Source organism: Pradoshia sp. Z6_59 (genome assembly GCF_058267515.1).
The window spans coordinates 1-15,270 of sequence record NZ_JBZCPP010000025.1; the positions used below are offsets into that span (position 1 = coordinate 1).

Sequence of the window (15,270 nt, forward strand, 5' to 3'; positions counted from 1 at the left end):
TTCATTATTCTTAAAGGCCTTCACATTTTTAAGAGCCGGATCCTTTTTCCATTCCTCGACGAATGTTGCTTTTGAGCCATCATACTGCCAATCACTTGTAATAATCACATCTGGATTTAACTCAACTAATTTTTCCTTTGAAAGATTCGGATAATCAGGATACTCTTCACCGGTAATGCCCGCTTCTGTAATGGCATTTATCCCGCCTGCTAAGGTGATGATTTCTCCTATTGTAGTATTCTCAGTAACTGAAGAATTTTGCTGTGTCCAGTAAACCACTCGTTTTTTATCTGTTTGTGCTTTTGCTTTCGTTTGTAAATCTGACATCCTCTTTTTGACATCAGCTATGATTTCTTCTGCTTTATCTTCTTCGCCAACAATGGTACCAACCTCCATTAGACCCTCCAATACACCTGATATAGAGGAATCATCTTTAAGTTGGTAGGTGGTGATGTCTGCAGCATCAATTTGTTTAAGAACCTCAGGATCTACATAGGAAGGAATCAGCACTAAATCAGGCTGAAGTGACAGCACCAATTCAGATGTAACTGATTTAATTTTTGTATCAATGCCATCTGTTAAATCTGCTACATTTGAAATCCCTGAGTCTGTCGACATTTTCGTAACCGCTGCAATTCGGTCCTCTTCAACCAATGGCAGTAAATATTCATCAATAGCTAACGTGGTTGAAACAATTCTTGAAGGTTTTTCTTTTATTGTTATCTCTTCCCCACGACCATCTGTTAATGTTTTCGGATACTCGCTAGTTTCCTGGTTTGTTTCTTTTTTCTGGTTGTTTACTGTCTCATCATTTCCGCATGCAAACAATGCAAAAACGGACAAGAACACCAAAAATGTTAAGCTTGCAATTTTTTTCATCTCACTATTCTCCCTTTAGTAAAATTTATTTATATTTAGCGATTTTACGCTGAAATATTAAACATAAAAAAGCCTGTCTTCCCGGTTAAGGAAAACAGGCTTGATTCATGCACAGACAAAAGAACGCTGTCAAAATCAGCGTAAAGACAAAATCATCTCTACGTTCGCCATCCCTTTTCCCACCGAAAAGTAAGCAATACACATTCATAAGCAGGTTTCCTGACTCTGAGCTTCACTTTACTCTCACACCTTCCCTTATTTAAAGGTGGTCACGTGATTTCATCAGCTCTTACAGTAGCGGGGGCTGTTCCAGATTTACACTGGATTCCCTTTTACCTCACAAAAGTGAGCACTTATGATTGTTTTAAATTTTCGTATTATTAATATATCATGTTGAAAATGTAAACGGAAGAAATTTTCTATATATAAGAATCTCATAAATATAAACAAGCGAAATGACTGTTATAATTGACCCACTGAATTACACGCATCATCAAGTCGGGCTATTACTTTTATCACCATCCAATATATGGATTACTTTTCTGTCCAACCCATATATCTGATTGCTCGATGAACGCGCCTATTTTTAAAAGCCAATCTTCCCTTCCCTTTGGAGCCATCAATTGCACTCCAATAGGTAAGCCTGAATATGTCATATGAACAGGCAAGCTAATCGCAGGCTGTCCAATGATGTTTGCCAACTGTGTAAAAGGTGTATACGTTAAACTTGGTTTAAACATTTCATAGACCATTGCTAACTGTTCAGAAGGTTTTAGTTCATTCACCTTTAATAGGTCTATACACTGTTCAGCCGTATGCGTCAATTCGCCCACCTTTGGCGCTGGAAAAGCTGTTGCCGGCGTCAAATATAAATCATAATCCTCATTGAACCTGGCCATTTCTGCAGCCGCCGTATCCCATTCAGCTAAACTGCGTGTAAACTGAACAGCTGAAACATTCTGCCCGGCAGTTCTGAGTACCCATGTGACGATTTCTATATCATTAACGGTAATCGGCCGTCCCATAGCTTCCTCAATCGACAGTATATCTGCTGCCATTTCTCCGCTATTCATAATATAGTAATTTTCCATTAGGCGGATTCCATCTACCCCATTATCACATTCTTCTATGGTGAATCCTGCCTGTTCCAGCCATCGGACTGTCTTATGTACTGCTTCTACAGCTTCTTCACTAACGGGTGTTCCCACCGGAGATTTTGTGGAAAAAGCAATTTTAAATGTTTCTTTCAATGGATTCGAAAGCTCGTTCAAATAGCTCCCATTATATAAAGGTACCTGAAAGGCAGTATCTGGCTGAATGATTTGCAGAGCATCCAGCATAGCTGCGCTATCACGAACCGTTTTGGTTAAAGCGAAATCACCCGCTGCTCCATGCCATTGGCGCCCTACACCCGGACCAACGGGTGTCCTCCCCCTTGTTGGCTTTAAGCCTACTAAACCAGTGAATGATGCCGGTATTCGAATAGAGCCTCCGCCATCACTGGCACCGCTGATAGGAACCATACCTGAAGCTATACTGGCTGAAGCTCCGCCGCTTGATCCACCCGATGAATGCTGCAGGTTCCATGGATTACGTGTCGGTCCATATACAGCTGGCTCAGTAATATTTTTCAAACCAAACTCCGGAGAACTCGTCTGTCCAATAATGACAAATCCTGCCTCACGAATTTTTTTCACAAAATTAGAATCCCGTTTAGCAATCCGATTTAAAAGTAATTTTGAACCGGCTGTAATTGGTTCTCCTTTAATGGATTGAGATAAGTCTTTTAATAATATAGGTACTCCCGCAAAAGGTCCGCGAATAGATTCAGACCTTCCAGCTTCCATCATTGCCTTTTCGAATCTAGTTCGAATAACTGCATTTGTTTTAGGATTTAGTTCATTTATTTGTTCAAATGCGTCCTCTATTAATTCTATTGCGGATACTTGTTTTTCTTTTACAAACTTCGCTAACCCAAGTCCATCATATTGGGTATAACATTTAAGATTCATTGCTGCGACACTCCTACTTTTTTGCTACAAATCCTGTTTAGTTTTCTGTTTTTATGATTTTTTTCGTATATAGAATATTACTTACTATTTGAACATTAAATTTTATAGGTATCAATCAATTCGTACAAGCGTTCCAGACCATCTTCTTCCTCAAAATGTTTCATTTTATCGATAATCATCTGTTTGTTTCTAAATATAGCTTCCACCTTATCAGCTAGCATGTTAAACGAAAGCTCATCCTCTTCAATAACATAGGCAAATCCCTGCTTTTCAAATGATTCGGCATTCATGATTTGATCGCCTCTGCTGGCTTGCTTTGATAATGGGATTAAGACCATTGGAATCTTTAAACTTAAAAATTCAAAAATAGAATTTGATCCGGCCCTTGAAACAGCAATAGCTGTCATAGCCAATATATCTGCCAAGCCTTGGTTCATGTATTCAAACTGAGCATATCCATTACGATGTATGGTGGAATCTACTTTTCCTTTTCCACATAAATGAATGACATTAAAGGTTTTGAGCAATCTGTCCAAGTCCATACGCACAGCCTTATTCAATGCTTCAGAACCCTGACTGCCTCCCATGATTAATAATCCTGGTTTTCTTGCAGTAAATTGGCACATTTTCATTCCATTCGATGGGTCACCCTGACGCAGTTCATCTCTTACAATCGGCCCTAAGAAAAAAGACTTTTCTGCGGGAATATGATTTTTAGCCTCAGGAAAGGTATAACAAATTTTTTGAACAAAGGGCAGCGATAGCTTATTGGCCAATCCTGGTGTAATATCTGACTCATGTGAAATAATCGGTATGTTCCTGCTTGCTGCTGCAAGAATGACAGGAACGGAAACAAAACCACCTTTTGAAAAGATAATGGACGGCTGTACCTGCTTAATAAGCTTTCTAGATTGCATAAAGCCTTTCAAAATATTAAAAGGGTCTTTTACATTTTTTATATCCATATATCGGCGAAGTTTACCTGTGGATATAGGAAAATAAGTGACACGATCAAACTCCTTTATCAAAGAGACTTCAATTCCATCCTTAGACCCTATATAGAATATCTCCCAATCCCTTTCAAGCAAATAGGGAATGAGCGCTAAATTGACAGCAACATGCCCAGTTGAGCCCCCACCTGTTAAAATGATTCTTTTTTTCATTTTATAAACCTCCGACAAATTTAAACGAGTTATGGAAAATACCATTATTGCTATGTATGTTAAGATATGAAATTTAGTATTTAATCTCTCCTATTCATCCTTTAATCAAAATCGGGAATTTTATCAGTGACTTATTTCCACACCCTTTTGATATCGATTTGATTCCCATCTAACATCAAACAATACACATCCGGATTAGTCAGTCCCAACCATGTATCGTAACCAAAGGATTCATCCAGATGATTTAAAATTAAAGTCAGTAAATTACCATGTGTTACAATTAATGTATTGGTATACTCGCTCTCCAATGTCTCCTTTATTACAGAAAAGCCTCTTTTAGCAGCCTCATTGCTTGATTCTCCTCCGGTTAATTTAACATCCCGTTCCAAAAACGATTCGTATAATCTTTTTTCCAATCAGGTAAATCATGTTCAGATAAGATTCGTTCCTTTAAACGTTCATCATACTCGAGCTGTACATTCTTTTCTTCAGCAATCGCTTTACAAGACTCAATCGCCCTTTGATATGGACTGCAAACTATGCGCTCTATTGAAATAGAGTTAAAAAAATCTGCCAGCTCACTTGCCTGTCTTTTTCCTTCTTCAGTTAATTTACACTCCGAACCCTGACCGGCAGCCTCACAATGTCTAACTAAATATATGTATTTCAACATGTCACTCTCCTGCTCTCTGCTCATTATATTTACTATATTCTACCATATAAGAGTTTTCACGAAAGCTACAGATTGTGATTCATCCTATTGTTGATAGTTAACTAAAAAATAAGTACCATTAAAATATAGGAATATACATTTAAAAACACTATTCTAGTGTTGAGGTAGCTAGTCGTGTACATACATCAAAATTCTAAATATATAGATACTTGGATTCTATCTATGATTAGGAGGATAAATAATGAAGCAATATCATATTATCGTCTCTGGGGTCGTTCAAGGTGTAGGATTCCGCTATTTTACTCTGCTTACAGCAAAAAATTATGATATACACGGGTGGGTGTGTAATTTAGCAAATGGTGATGTAGAAATTGTTGCACAAGGGACAGAAGAAGCATTAGATCATTTTCTTGGTAAAATTAGAATTGGTCCAAAATATAGTCAAATAAACCATGTGGAGGTTAACACCCAGGCCGGTAATGAATATAAAAATTTTACAATTAAGTAAACTTATCCAAAACACAGAAAACTCACTTTTATTACAATAAACTTTCTGTTTTGTTACATTTAGGAAACATACCTAGTAATTTTTTGTCGAATCTACTACACTAGGCTAGTACTTTAAAATTTTACTAAGTTTAGTGGGGGTCTACATGAAGAAAAAAGTTTTATCTATTACTGCTACCGCTGTCCTGGCGTCTTCTATCTTTGCTGGTGCTGCTTCTGCTGCTACCGTTACAGTTGCCAAAGGTGATTCACTATGGAAATTAGCAGTTAAATATAATACTACTGTGTCTGCAATTAAAAAAGAAAACAACCTAACGTCTGATACTATTTACATAGGTCAAACACTTAATATAGGTGAAAAAACGACTGCAAGCACTTCTACAAAGAAATATACGGTAAAATCCGGTGATTCTTTATGGAAAATTGCAAATACCTATAATACAACTGTTGCAAACTTAAAATCTTGGAATAATTTAAAAAGCGACACCATTTATGTTGGACAAGTATTGGTTGTAAGCAAATCAACTACTTCAACTGGTACCACTTCAGGCAGTACGGTTACAAAATCAGAAGCTGAGCGCATGGTTGCTACGGCAAAAAGTTTAATTGGCACTCCTTATAAATGGGGTGGAACAACACCATCAGGATTCGATTGCAGCGGGTTCATTTACTATATCGTTAAACAAGAACGCCCAAGCTTTACACGTACTAACACAGCAACTTACTTCTCTACTATGAAGAAAGTAAGCACACCTTCTGTAGGTGACTTTGTATTCTTTGAAACATATACTTCCGGTGCTTCTCATATGGGAATCTATGTTGGAAACAATAAATTCATCCACGCTGGCTCCAGCGGTGTTGTACAGGCTGATATGACATCATCCTATTGGAAACCAAAATACTTAGGCGCAAGAAGCCTATAATATATTTAATCGGTGAGCATATCTGGCTTGCCGATTTTTTATTTTTTCTCAAGAATTATGATCTCATTATTTGAGGATTTATCTAAATTTATACAATTAGAAATTAGCCGTATAGCCGAATATCATTCGGACATCATATTCTTAAATCGGTTATGCAAGGAGATTGTCAGATGGCTAAAGTATTTGGAAATGACCCATTACATATACTATTTGCATCCATTCCCGGAGAAACTGAGCTGGATTTCTGGGAGCAACAAAATAATGGCTTATCCTATCATAAAGGGATATCATGCCTGGAAGACGGCAGTTACCTAATTATTGAACAAAGGCAATGGGTTGAACAAGAAAGCATCGGCTACCCCATTTCAAAAGAAGATGCCCTAAAGGAAATTCTCTTATCAGATAATCTTCATTTATTAAATCACCCTAAATTTTGTGATTTAAAAATTCTTTATGAAAAGACAAAGAATACTCCATAATCAAAGGAGTATTCCAGTTAAATGAACCTATTCTTTTTCTACCCATTCGCCATCATCGTTTTTCTTGTATTTATTTTTCACTGCACTCCAAGCTACTTTAAAAGCTGTTTCTTCTTCATCGTATTCTTCTCTTGCCGAATTAAAGGCTTCTTTAAATATTTCCTGAGCATGATGCGGCAACGAGTCCTTTACGGAATCAGGGAGTTCACTAACAGATTTGTAGGGCATATGATAAACCTCCAGTAATAAATGTTTTAACATTCTATTACCTTGTACCCCATTCTTTAAACAAAAAGTCTCTCCAAAGGAATACCTCGGAGAGACATTAAATAAAAATTATTCACCAAGATCAACATTATGATAAACTTGCTGAACATCCTCTAAATCTTCAATTGCATCAATCATTTTTTCAAATTGCGCCTGTGCATCTGGATCCAATGTTACATCATTTTGAGCAAGCATGGTAAGCTCTGCCACAGTGAATTCTGTAATTCCAACATTTTTCAATGCTTCTTGAACAGCATGGAATTGATGCGGTTCTGCATAGATAATAACCGCCTCATCTTCTTCCAGGATATCACGAACATCTATGTCTGCTTCCATTAGCAATTCAAGCACTTCATCAGATGTTTTCCCTTCAATACCAAAAACTGCTGTAGCATCAAACATATAGGCAACAGATCCGCTGACACCCATATTCCCGCCATTCTTACCAAACGCTGCACGGACTTCTGAAGCTGTACGATTAACATTATTCGTTAATGCATCCACAATCACCATGGAACCATTTGGCCCAAAACCTTCATAACGAAGCTCATCATAGTTTTCTTCTGCTCCGCCTTTAGCTTTCTCAATCGCACGATCAATAATTGCTTTTGGTACACTGTATGTTTTTGCACGTTCAAGTACCATTTTTAATGCTTGGTTAGATTCGGGGCTTGGTTCACCCTGTTTTGCAGCTACGTATATTTCACGTCCAAATTTGGCATAAATACGACTGGTATTAGCATCCTTAGAAGCCTTTTTCTCTTTAATGTTATTCCATTTACGTCCCATTATGAACACTCTCTTTCCACTATATCTACTTAAAAATAGTAATACGAATAAGCTTTTACTTCAATACTTTTTGTTACAATCCCTTCGTTTCTCCAAGATTCTATGTATAAATGAAGCAACTTTACTATTATACCTCATATATTATACATTTTACGGTTAAGATAATGAAGGAATAGAGATTTTAAATTTAATATCAGGGAGCGATTCACTCAGTAAAGAAACCCTTTAATTAATCTTATTAATGCTACTCAATATCTAACACAAAGGTATAAGAAATCGTACCATCATTCCATTCAGCTAAAACTTCATATATATAACGGCCTTTACTTGCAGGAATATAAAACTGATTATTTTTATGTTCAATTTCTTGTCCTCTTCCCTTTTCATTCCATAAATAAATTTTAATATTCGGGTTGTCTTCAATTTCAATAGTGGCTTTTTGAATAGATTTAACCTTAATTGGTTCCATGTTGTCTGCTATTTGGTAAGGAGAGGCGTAATCTGTTTGCACCATTTCCTTCTCACTCCCGATAATCCTTTCCCAATTATAATTCCCTTTTTCCATCTGATACTCAATTCCATTAACCAATACTAGTCCCTTCATAGATGGAGGAAATTCATTCGCAATGGTTTCTTTATCGGCATTATTTGAACAACCTGTCATTAGAAGTATAACGAATATTAACATACCCATAATATAGTTTCTCATATACTGTTACCTCCATTCTCTTAACTCTCAAAGAAGACTTATTGGGATTTTAAAACTGTCACCTTTTACATCTATACAAAACCATAATTATATTATGTAAATTAATAACCCTCTTACGAGTATGGATATTTTAATAAATCTTATTCTATAGCGGACAATGCTGATGAACAATCTCCAATAGATATTTAGATTTTTCCAAGGAAAAACTCATGTAGCTTCCATTGCAGACATTACTCCAAAAAACAATAATATATATCACCTGACCACTTCTTTATATTTCAACAAAAACTGTGTAATTCCTCTTTCTATAGTACGTTTAATTACCGCTTATCAACAATAGAGCCTCATTTAAGGATGCATTTAATATGGCTTATTATACAAAAATAAAGTTTGCAATTAACTTCTTATAATCACAATCTATCCATTCATTCTGGCAATATGGACATTAGGAAGTTGCTTTGGCCTAATCCGTAAGTATTCGAATTTCTTTACCTTGACGTAGTCATCAATAAAATGTAACTTATTACCAAAATGCATAAAACTATTTCTTTCTTCCCTGATGTTCATTAAAATGTAATTACAAAAATAGGTATCTTACGTAAGAAAGGAAAAAAGGCATGAAGAAATTATTGTTTATAATACTTACACTTGTAATGTGCATGGGATTAGTTGCATGTGGCGGTTCATCTAGTAATAAACAGGAGGAAAATACACCTGCTAAACCACTAGATCTTTCAGGTACTTGGGTTCAAATTAATAGCAATTCTGATGAAGCATGGCAGGAAGCTACAATTACAGATAGCACAATTGAAATCAACTGGATCAGTGATAAAGGGGAAACCAAATCATTGTACTGGTCTGGCACATATAAAGCGCCAACTGAATCCACTGATGAATATGAATGGACATCTAAAAATGATAAAGAAAAAACTGACAGTGCCTTATTAGCATCTGGTGCTGACACTAAAGATTTCACTTATAAAGATGGTGTGATTTCCTATGAAGCATCAGCTATGGGAACTACTACTACTATCAAATTGGAAAGACAGTAAATCATCCTTAAAAGCACTTGGAAAAATACAGGTCAGAGGCCAAATGCCCTCTGGCCTTTTCTCATGAACATCATCATTTTTTTAAATTGAACACCTTTTCAAAGGAAGTATCCCTTTAAATTAGCAACGCCAACTGTACATGATCATCTACTTTACCTCCCTTTCTCTATTTGGGTTGTACTTTCGCAAACTAACTACACACTGCACCGATTGCTAATAACAAAATCTGAATAATTTATTTTCCACCTTTTTACTTCCGTAAATTTCATGCAAACAATGAATTCCTGAAAATCAGCCATGTGTAATTAAGGATCTCTTAACAAATAAAAATATTAAGCATTATTTGTTCACAAAATATACACAATCTGTTACGATAATTGTAACAATTTAAATTGTTTTACTATTCCTACAAAGGGTGGGGTTCAAATGAAATTAAAAACATACGGACTATTTATACTTTCCATTATTTTTGCCGCTATAGGACATTTTAAAGTTTCCGGAAGCATACAGCCAAATGGTGTTGAGGTATACTCCAACACAACCGTTTTGGAGAGTATTTCCAACGGAGTTTTGTTAGGTGGATTTGTCTTCTTTATCGGAATGGCAATGCTAGGATATTCTGTTTATAACTTTTTAAAAGAACATTCTTAATGTATGACCCTCAGTTACCTGCTGAGGGTTTTTTATTTGCTTTCCTTTCGGCCCTATACCTCTTTAACTGTTAAGCTACAACCTTCACTTTTTCTACCGCAAAATACCCCAAGCTTTCCTGTTTCCCCCTTTATCGTGCATTTAATTGCCATGCCTCGTCCCTATTATGAATCCTTCCCAGCATTCTCTGTTTTTAGATAGGTAAACCTCCCGAAATGAACATAAAAACAAGGACTCTGAAGAAATACAACTTGTTTTGATAGCTTTTGTCATGCAGCAGGAAAAGTATATTGCCTGTGAAGAATACATGTATTAGAGAGATACAATAAACCCAAATGACAAAGGGAAAGGATTGTTAAATATGAAAGATAATCAAATTTTACGAGCATATTCCATTAAAGAAGTTTCACGGAGAATAAATGTACCTGCAGGAACAATCCGCCAATGGGAAAAAGACTTAAATGGTGTATTAATTATTCCGCGTTCTAAACAGGGAGCCCGTTTTTATACAGAAGTTGAAATCGCAATTTTAAAAAGAATAAAAGAAATGCGTGATAAAAATCTCAGTAAGGAAATTATTAAAGACATGCTGCAAAAACATTTAACTCAAGAAAAACAGCCCGTTTCAGAACCCGCTTCTGAAGATTCCGGAACCTCATTGGCTGTTGTAGAGAAACCAGCTGAACCAAGGATGGAGGATTTCTTGGTAGCCATGGATGATTATAAGAATAATTTAATGAAAGAAATGTCTGCAGAGTTACGAAATAATCGGAACCTTATGATTGAAGAGGTAAAAAAAGAAATTTCACAAGGTTCAATTGATACGATTAAAGGCCTATCGAAAACAATTCAACGATCCAATATAAAAACAAATGGGGAGTTACGAAAGCTTTCTTTAAATGTTTCAAAAGCATCAGAGCGTACATCCGAGACATTCGGAGCGCTAACGACCACCATTGCGAGGTCTTCAGAGGGAGCCTTTGAATCGTTTTCCAAACGGATATCCGAAGCGGCCGCAGACGGTTATCGCGACTTACTTGCAGATCTCTCTGCTTCCGTAACAGAAACACAACAGGAAATTAAAAGTGTAACAGAGGCCATGTATCAGGATCGTGAGCAATATTTTGAAACGATGAATAATGAATTAGACCAATATCGAAATGACATCCGTCAACGGGAGGAAGCTTTTAAACAAATGGTCATGAGCTTCAGAGATGCGGCACCTACAAAAGAATTAGAAAAACCAAAAACGGTGAAATTCAAAGATGTTAAAAAGAATAAAACAAAGGAAAAAGGAAAAGTCAAACCAGAAAAAAAGAAGCAGGATAAACAGACTTTAAAAGAAAAGGATACGGTTACAGCAGAAAAGAAATGGTGGAGTTTTCGACGCAAGAAGTAAAAACTAAAGGTGGTGTCAAAATGAATACAAACGAAGTAGCTAAAATATTAGGCGTTTCATCAAGTACAGTTAAACGTTGGGTTAAACACCTATCTATTGAACCAGCCAGAAATTCCAAAGGGCACTTTATCTTTACAAAGGAAGAATTCAGCCAATTGGAGCACTATCATAATCAAGATCAATTTCAATCCGTTCAAATGCTCCCTCATCCAAATAACGAAGAGGTAGAGAAACTGAAATTAAAAGTTAATGAGCTCGAATTAAAACTATATAAAAAAGCTGATGGTGTTGCATCCATCCAGCTATTGCAGCATCGAAATGAACTTGAGGATTTGTTGGCTATCGTTAATGAACTGACAACTAGAATCGATCATCTTGAGACCCAATTAAGCGGAACAAAAAAACCTCCCGCTATTTCTAAGCCGATTGCACTTGAAACCATAAAGTCCAGGCGAAAAAGGAAACGAAAAATAACACAAATCATGTTTGGGTTATAAGGATATTAACTTAGAAGTATAACGGGACTTTTTCAATAAGTTCCGTTATTTGCTTTATTATTGTCTGTATACGTCCAACCGCCGAAAAATAATACAGCGGAGTATTTATCAGTGTTTCCATTCCGGTTTCGTAATTGAAAATACATAGGCATCATGTGATTGATTTCTCTGATATAAATATCCTCGAAGTGTCCCTTCTAATGTAAAACCCATTTTCAGCAACAAATGATTAGATGAAGTATTAGCCGGATACGTAATAGCCCCTATCCGGAATAAATCAAGTTGATGAAAGGAATAGTTTACTACTGATATAATAGCTTCTGTTGCATATCCTAACCGCCAAAAATCCGGATGAATCTCATACCCAATCTCGGCACGTTTGCTTTTTAAACTAAGATTATTTAAGCCAACTGTACCAATTAACTGACCAGATTCCTTTAAAGTAATACCCCACCTTATGGATTGCCCAAGTGCCAGCCCTCTATCCAGAGTTACAAAAATTAAAGCAGCATCTTCCTTTTTGGTCAAAGGCTCCATCCCATAATACTCCATTACTTCTTGTTTAGACATGATCGTAAAATACTGGTTTAGATGAGAGGTATTTAATCTTACTAATTGTAAACGCTTAGTTTCTAATTCTACAAAATCCATTTAAACTCCTCCATTTCTTATCCCCTTTAAATCTTCAAATGCAAAACCATTTGTTCTCCTCTTTTCCCCATTCTCCTCTCCCCCATATCCTTAAAGCCGCAGTTTATGTATAAGGATTGAGCAGGGATATTTTTCAAATTCACTAGCAGAACAACTTCATCAATTTCCTCAAAATGATTTTTGATAAAGCTGGAGATCGAGTATAATGCTTGTTTGGCAAACCCTCTCTTTTGGTATTTATAATTAACTGAAAAACTGGTTAATAACAGTGCTCTATGGTTTGTCGACACTTCAGCCACCCTTTTGCCACTGTATAAACAGAAAAAGCCGACTGCCTTTCCGTTATTAAGAATCAACACTGGAAACTTATCACAATCCTGATATACTTGTTCCAATACTTCAAGCGGATATGATGTAAATAGATATTGTTCAGGGGGTAGCATATAATCTCTTATACCTTCTATATATTCGTCGGAATAACTAGCTAATGTAATTTTAGAAGTATCCAAATTTCATCCTCCATATTTTTCAAAATAGAAGTAATAATTTATAATACCTAATTTATTTTAAAGATTCAATTTTTTTATGAACAATATACTTTTGACGAACATATTAATTAAAGTATAGAATTATAATCTATAGAGTTATATTTTGATTTTACTTGATTCAAAAAGGTACACTATGTTTAAGTTATAAGATTAGAGAGGTTTTCATAATGGATCAAACTATTTTATTTGCCTTTGCATTAACACTCATGGCTGGTTTAGCAACAGGAATCGGGAGCTTGATTGCTCTGTTAACATCTCGTACCAATAAAATGTTTTTATCCGTTTCCCTTGGCTTTTCTGCCGGAGTCATGATTTATGTTTCAATGGTTGAAATTTTTGTTAAAGCAAAAGATTCTCTTGTCAGTGCTTTAGGTTACGAAAAGGGCTATACAATGACAGTGGTTGGTTTTTTTGGCGGTATCTTACTTATCGCCTTAATTGACCGTTTCATCCCTAAGCAAGGGAATCCTCATGAACCAAAAAAAGTAGAGGACATGAATAAGCCGCGAAGTGAAATTCATAGTGATGAGCTTATGAAAATGGGTGTGTTTACCGCTTTGGCTATTGGTATTCACAATTTCCCGGAAGGTATCGCTACATTTACATCAGCAATACAGGATCCTGGCTTAGGAATAGCTATTGCAGTAGCCATCGCTATTCACAACATACCCGAGGGGATAGCCGTTGCCGTGCCTATCTATTTTGCGACTGGGGATAAACGAAAAGCCTTTAAACTTTCATTTCTCTCCGGATTGGCAGAGCCAGTCGGTGCTCTAGTAGCTTACTTACTGTTAATGCCATTCTTAACTGATATGTTGTTTGGAATTATCTTTTCGGCGGTTGCGGGGATTATGGTATTCATTTCGTTGGATGAATTATTACCTGCAGCTAAAAAGTATGATGAAGGACACCATGCCATCTATGGTTTGATAGCAGGGATGGCGTTAATGGCAATCAGTTTATTATTATTTATTTAACCAGCTATTTCAAAAAAAGCAGCTCCTGAAAATTCAGGACCTGCTTTTTTTTACTAAAAGTTTTAAAGAAATCTTTTGATAGCTTGTTGAAGGCTGCCCATGGTAGTAGCTTTGTTTTCAAAATTAATCCCCATATGGATAATTTGCTGTACAATATCGGGGCGAAGTCCTGTGATAATGGATTCACACCCCATCATTGAAGTACCCTCAATTAACTTCATTAGTTGATCAATAACATCAGGATCCATCTCAGCTATACCGGATAAATCAATAATTAAGGTTTGGATATGGTGTTCTCCAACTGCCTGTAACGCTTTCTTTTCTATAATTTTCGACCTATTATCATCCCATACACCGATTAGTGGTAAGATACAAATCGTCGGTGTGATCGGTATAATCGGTACGGATAAATTTTCAACCATTTTAGTCTGCTTTTCAATTAATATATCTTTATAATTCGAATAGCTGATAAAGAAAGTATTCAAGAAACTATCAATTTGATTATTAATTTGTTTCTCCATAATAAAAAAATCTTCCATATTAAAAGATTCTTCTGATTGTTGAACAAATTGATTGATAAATGCCCACATCGTTCTTCTTATTGCCTGTACCCATTCCAATTTAAAATTCAAAGTAAGGGAATGAGTAGCCCAAGCTATGCCTTCTTGCTTAGCAAAATCAATAACTTCTTTCTTCTCCTGGTCAAGAACGTATATAACCAGTTTATGGGCGTTATTTATCAAATCAATATTGCCAATCAGTAAAATTTCTTCTATTTTCCGCCTGACATTTACTGCTTCAGATAATAACATATCGCTAAAGGACTGGCGATTTTCCACGATATATTCTTTGATCATGGCAGCTTTATCCAAGGTTGTATCCATTCTATCCCTCCTATTATAGTCGTCTGGCTACATAAATTTTATCAGACACTTCAATAATCGTAAAATTTAAACTCTTCCCTTTCTAAGGTATTTAATAGGTCATCTTATTAATTCGTATGACAGAAAAGCTACAAAGGATATTACCCTTTATAGCTTTTCATATAGTTTGTTGTTAGTAGTCAAAGGTTGAGTACGAAAATCCAAATTAAA

19 protein-coding genes and 1 riboswitch are annotated in these 15,270 nt (G+C 36.0%); of the genes, 8 read left to right on the forward strand and 11 right to left on the reverse strand.

Annotation, left to right across the window (positions count from 1 at the left end):
- The 5 genes from AC4D4B_RS17755 to AC4D4B_RS17775 all read right to left on the reverse strand — a co-directional run.
- Positions 1 to 879, reverse strand: an 879-nt coding sequence (locus AC4D4B_RS17755) for an ABC transporter substrate-binding protein (RefSeq protein ID WP_490997256.1), incomplete at its 3' end; no start/stop codon positions are given.
- Positions 880 to 1,071: 192 nt separating this feature from the next.
- Positions 1,072 to 1,251, reverse strand: a riboswitch (cobalamin riboswitch).
- 143 nt (positions 1,252 to 1,394) lie between these two features.
- The gene (locus tag AC4D4B_RS17760; RefSeq protein ID WP_491000664.1) at positions 1,395 to 2,891 is read right to left on the reverse strand and encodes an amidase; all 1,497 of its coding nucleotides are present in this window, start codon (positions 2,889 to 2,891) and stop codon (positions 1,395 to 1,397) included.
- Between the two features lie 95 nt (positions 2,892 to 2,986).
- Entirely contained in the window at positions 2,987 to 4,054 is a 1,068-nt protein-coding gene (gene murG / locus AC4D4B_RS17765; RefSeq protein WP_490997258.1) for an undecaprenyldiphospho-muramoylpentapeptide beta-N-acetylglucosaminyltransferase, read from the reverse strand.
- 131 nt (positions 4,055 to 4,185) lie between these two features.
- Complete coding sequence (locus tag AC4D4B_RS17770; protein ID WP_491000665.1) at positions 4,186 to 4,443, reverse strand: histidine phosphatase family protein; 258 nt, start codon at positions 4,441 to 4,443, stop codon at positions 4,186 to 4,188.
- Positions 4,422 to 4,727 carry a histidine phosphatase family protein gene (locus tag AC4D4B_RS17775; RefSeq protein WP_491000666.1) on the reverse strand — a complete coding sequence of 102 codons (306 nt, stop codon included), beginning with the start codon at positions 4,725 to 4,727 and terminating at the stop codon, positions 4,422 to 4,424. The genes AC4D4B_RS17770 and AC4D4B_RS17775 overlap by 22 nt, the downstream gene beginning before the upstream one ends.
- A gap of 241 nt (positions 4,728 to 4,968) precedes the next feature.
- Between AC4D4B_RS17775 and AC4D4B_RS17780 the strand changes: the two genes are divergently transcribed.
- From AC4D4B_RS17780 to AC4D4B_RS17790, 3 genes are all read left to right on the forward strand, one after another.
- Positions 4,969 to 5,235, forward strand: coding sequence for an acylphosphatase (locus AC4D4B_RS17780; protein ID WP_491000667.1), 267 nt, complete (start codon positions 4,969 to 4,971; stop codon positions 5,233 to 5,235).
- Positions 5,236 to 5,380: 145 nt separating this feature from the next.
- Positions 5,381 to 6,157: a C40 family peptidase gene (locus tag AC4D4B_RS17785; protein ID WP_490997261.1), complete on the forward strand. Its 777-nt coding sequence runs from the start codon at positions 5,381 to 5,383 to the stop codon at positions 6,155 to 6,157.
- Between the two features lie 170 nt (positions 6,158 to 6,327).
- A complete protein-coding gene (locus AC4D4B_RS17790) occupies positions 6,328 to 6,636 on the forward strand; it encodes a hypothetical protein (protein WP_490997262.1) in 309 nt (102 codons plus the stop codon).
- Between the two features lie 27 nt (positions 6,637 to 6,663).
- Here AC4D4B_RS17790 and AC4D4B_RS17795 read toward each other — a convergent pair whose 3' ends face one another.
- The 3 genes from AC4D4B_RS17795 to AC4D4B_RS17805 form a co-directional block, all read right to left on the reverse strand.
- Complete coding sequence (locus AC4D4B_RS17795) at positions 6,664 to 6,864, reverse strand: ChaB family protein (RefSeq protein ID WP_066102205.1); 201 nt, start codon at positions 6,862 to 6,864, stop codon at positions 6,664 to 6,666.
- Positions 6,865 to 6,972: 108 nt separating this feature from the next.
- Positions 6,973 to 7,692: a YebC/PmpR family DNA-binding transcriptional regulator gene (locus AC4D4B_RS17800; RefSeq protein ID WP_066099835.1), complete on the reverse strand. Its 720-nt coding sequence runs from the start codon at positions 7,690 to 7,692 to the stop codon at positions 6,973 to 6,975.
- A 244-nt stretch (positions 7,693 to 7,936) separates the two neighbouring features.
- Positions 7,937 to 8,401 (reverse strand): hypothetical protein, encoded by a 465-nt coding sequence (locus AC4D4B_RS17805; protein WP_148629613.1) that lies wholly within the window; start codon positions 8,399 to 8,401, stop codon positions 7,937 to 7,939.
- A gap of 617 nt (positions 8,402 to 9,018) precedes the next feature.
- Here AC4D4B_RS17805 and AC4D4B_RS17810 point away from each other — a divergent pair.
- From AC4D4B_RS17810 to AC4D4B_RS17825, 4 genes are all read left to right on the forward strand, one after another.
- The gene (locus AC4D4B_RS17810) at positions 9,019 to 9,453 is read left to right on the forward strand and encodes a hypothetical protein (protein ID WP_491000668.1); all 435 of its coding nucleotides are present in this window, start codon (positions 9,019 to 9,021) and stop codon (positions 9,451 to 9,453) included.
- Positions 9,454 to 9,879: 426 nt separating this feature from the next.
- Positions 9,880 to 10,104: a hypothetical protein gene (locus AC4D4B_RS17815; RefSeq protein ID WP_490997264.1), complete on the forward strand. Its 225-nt coding sequence runs from the start codon at positions 9,880 to 9,882 to the stop codon at positions 10,102 to 10,104.
- 361 nt (positions 10,105 to 10,465) lie between these two features.
- A complete protein-coding gene (locus tag AC4D4B_RS17820; protein WP_491000669.1) occupies positions 10,466 to 11,503 on the forward strand; it encodes a MerR family transcriptional regulator in 1,038 nt (345 codons plus the stop codon).
- Positions 11,504 to 11,523: 20 nt separating this feature from the next.
- Positions 11,524 to 12,000 carry a MerR family transcriptional regulator gene (locus AC4D4B_RS17825; protein WP_490997266.1) on the forward strand — a complete coding sequence of 159 codons (477 nt, stop codon included), beginning with the start codon at positions 11,524 to 11,526 and terminating at the stop codon, positions 11,998 to 12,000.
- A gap of 108 nt (positions 12,001 to 12,108) precedes the next feature.
- Here AC4D4B_RS17825 and AC4D4B_RS17830 read toward each other — a convergent pair whose 3' ends face one another.
- Both AC4D4B_RS17830 and AC4D4B_RS17835 read right to left on the reverse strand, forming a co-directional pair.
- A complete protein-coding gene (locus AC4D4B_RS17830) occupies positions 12,109 to 12,651 on the reverse strand; it encodes a GNAT family N-acetyltransferase (RefSeq protein WP_491000670.1) in 543 nt (180 codons plus the stop codon).
- A 26-nt stretch (positions 12,652 to 12,677) separates the two neighbouring features.
- Positions 12,678 to 13,160, reverse strand: coding sequence for a GNAT family N-acetyltransferase (locus tag AC4D4B_RS17835; protein WP_490997267.1), 483 nt, complete (start codon positions 13,158 to 13,160; stop codon positions 12,678 to 12,680).
- A 206-nt stretch (positions 13,161 to 13,366) separates the two neighbouring features.
- On the opposite strand from AC4D4B_RS17835, the gene zupT reads away from it, so the two are divergent.
- On the forward strand, positions 13,367 to 14,176 hold the full coding sequence (gene zupT / locus AC4D4B_RS17840) for a zinc transporter ZupT (RefSeq protein WP_490997268.1): 810 nt from the start codon (positions 13,367 to 13,369) through the stop codon (positions 14,174 to 14,176).
- A 62-nt stretch (positions 14,177 to 14,238) separates the two neighbouring features.
- Here zupT and AC4D4B_RS17845 read toward each other — a convergent pair whose 3' ends face one another.
- Positions 14,239 to 15,060: an STAS domain-containing protein gene (locus tag AC4D4B_RS17845; RefSeq protein ID WP_066099869.1), complete on the reverse strand. Its 822-nt coding sequence runs from the start codon at positions 15,058 to 15,060 to the stop codon at positions 14,239 to 14,241.
- Between the last annotated feature and the right edge of the window lie 210 nt (positions 15,061 to 15,270).

Coding starts and splice junctions, on each gene's coding strand:
- AC4D4B_RS17760 (WP_491000664.1), bottom strand. CDS start 2,891: ATGAATCTTAAATGTTATACCCAATATGATGGACTTGGGTTAGCGAAG.
- murG (WP_490997258.1), bottom strand. CDS start 4,054: ATGAAAAAAAGAATCATTTTAACAGGTGGGGGCTCAACTGGGCATGTT.
- AC4D4B_RS17775 (WP_491000666.1), bottom strand. CDS start 4,727: ATGTTGAAATACATATATTTAGTTAGACATTGTGAGGCTGCCGGTCAG.
- AC4D4B_RS17780 (WP_491000667.1), top strand. CDS start 4,969: ATGAAGCAATATCATATTATCGTCTCTGGGGTCGTTCAAGGTGTAGGA.
- AC4D4B_RS17785 (WP_490997261.1), top strand. CDS start 5,381: ATGAAGAAAAAAGTTTTATCTATTACTGCTACCGCTGTCCTGGCGTCT.
- AC4D4B_RS17790 (WP_490997262.1), top strand. CDS start 6,328: ATGGCTAAAGTATTTGGAAATGACCCATTACATATACTATTTGCATCC.
- AC4D4B_RS17795 (WP_066102205.1), bottom strand. CDS start 6,864: ATGCCCTACAAATCTGTTAGTGAACTCCCTGATTCCGTAAAGGACTCG.
- AC4D4B_RS17800 (WP_066099835.1), bottom strand. CDS start 7,692: ATGGGACGTAAATGGAATAACATTAAAGAGAAAAAGGCTTCTAAGGAT.
- AC4D4B_RS17805 (WP_148629613.1), bottom strand. CDS start 8,401: ATGAGAAACTATATTATGGGTATGTTAATATTCGTTATACTTCTAATG.
- AC4D4B_RS17810 (WP_491000668.1), top strand. CDS start 9,019: ATGAAGAAATTATTGTTTATAATACTTACACTTGTAATGTGCATGGGA.
- AC4D4B_RS17815 (WP_490997264.1), top strand. CDS start 9,880: ATGAAATTAAAAACATACGGACTATTTATACTTTCCATTATTTTTGCC.
- AC4D4B_RS17820 (WP_491000669.1), top strand. CDS start 10,466: ATGAAAGATAATCAAATTTTACGAGCATATTCCATTAAAGAAGTTTCA.
- AC4D4B_RS17825 (WP_490997266.1), top strand. CDS start 11,524: ATGAATACAAACGAAGTAGCTAAAATATTAGGCGTTTCATCAAGTACA.
- AC4D4B_RS17830 (WP_491000670.1), bottom strand. CDS start 12,651: ATGGATTTTGTAGAATTAGAAACTAAGCGTTTACAATTAGTAAGATTA.
- zupT (WP_490997268.1), top strand. CDS start 13,367: ATGGATCAAACTATTTTATTTGCCTTTGCATTAACACTCATGGCTGGT.
- AC4D4B_RS17845 (WP_066099869.1), bottom strand. CDS start 15,060: ATGGATACAACCTTGGATAAAGCTGCCATGATCAAAGAATATATCGTG.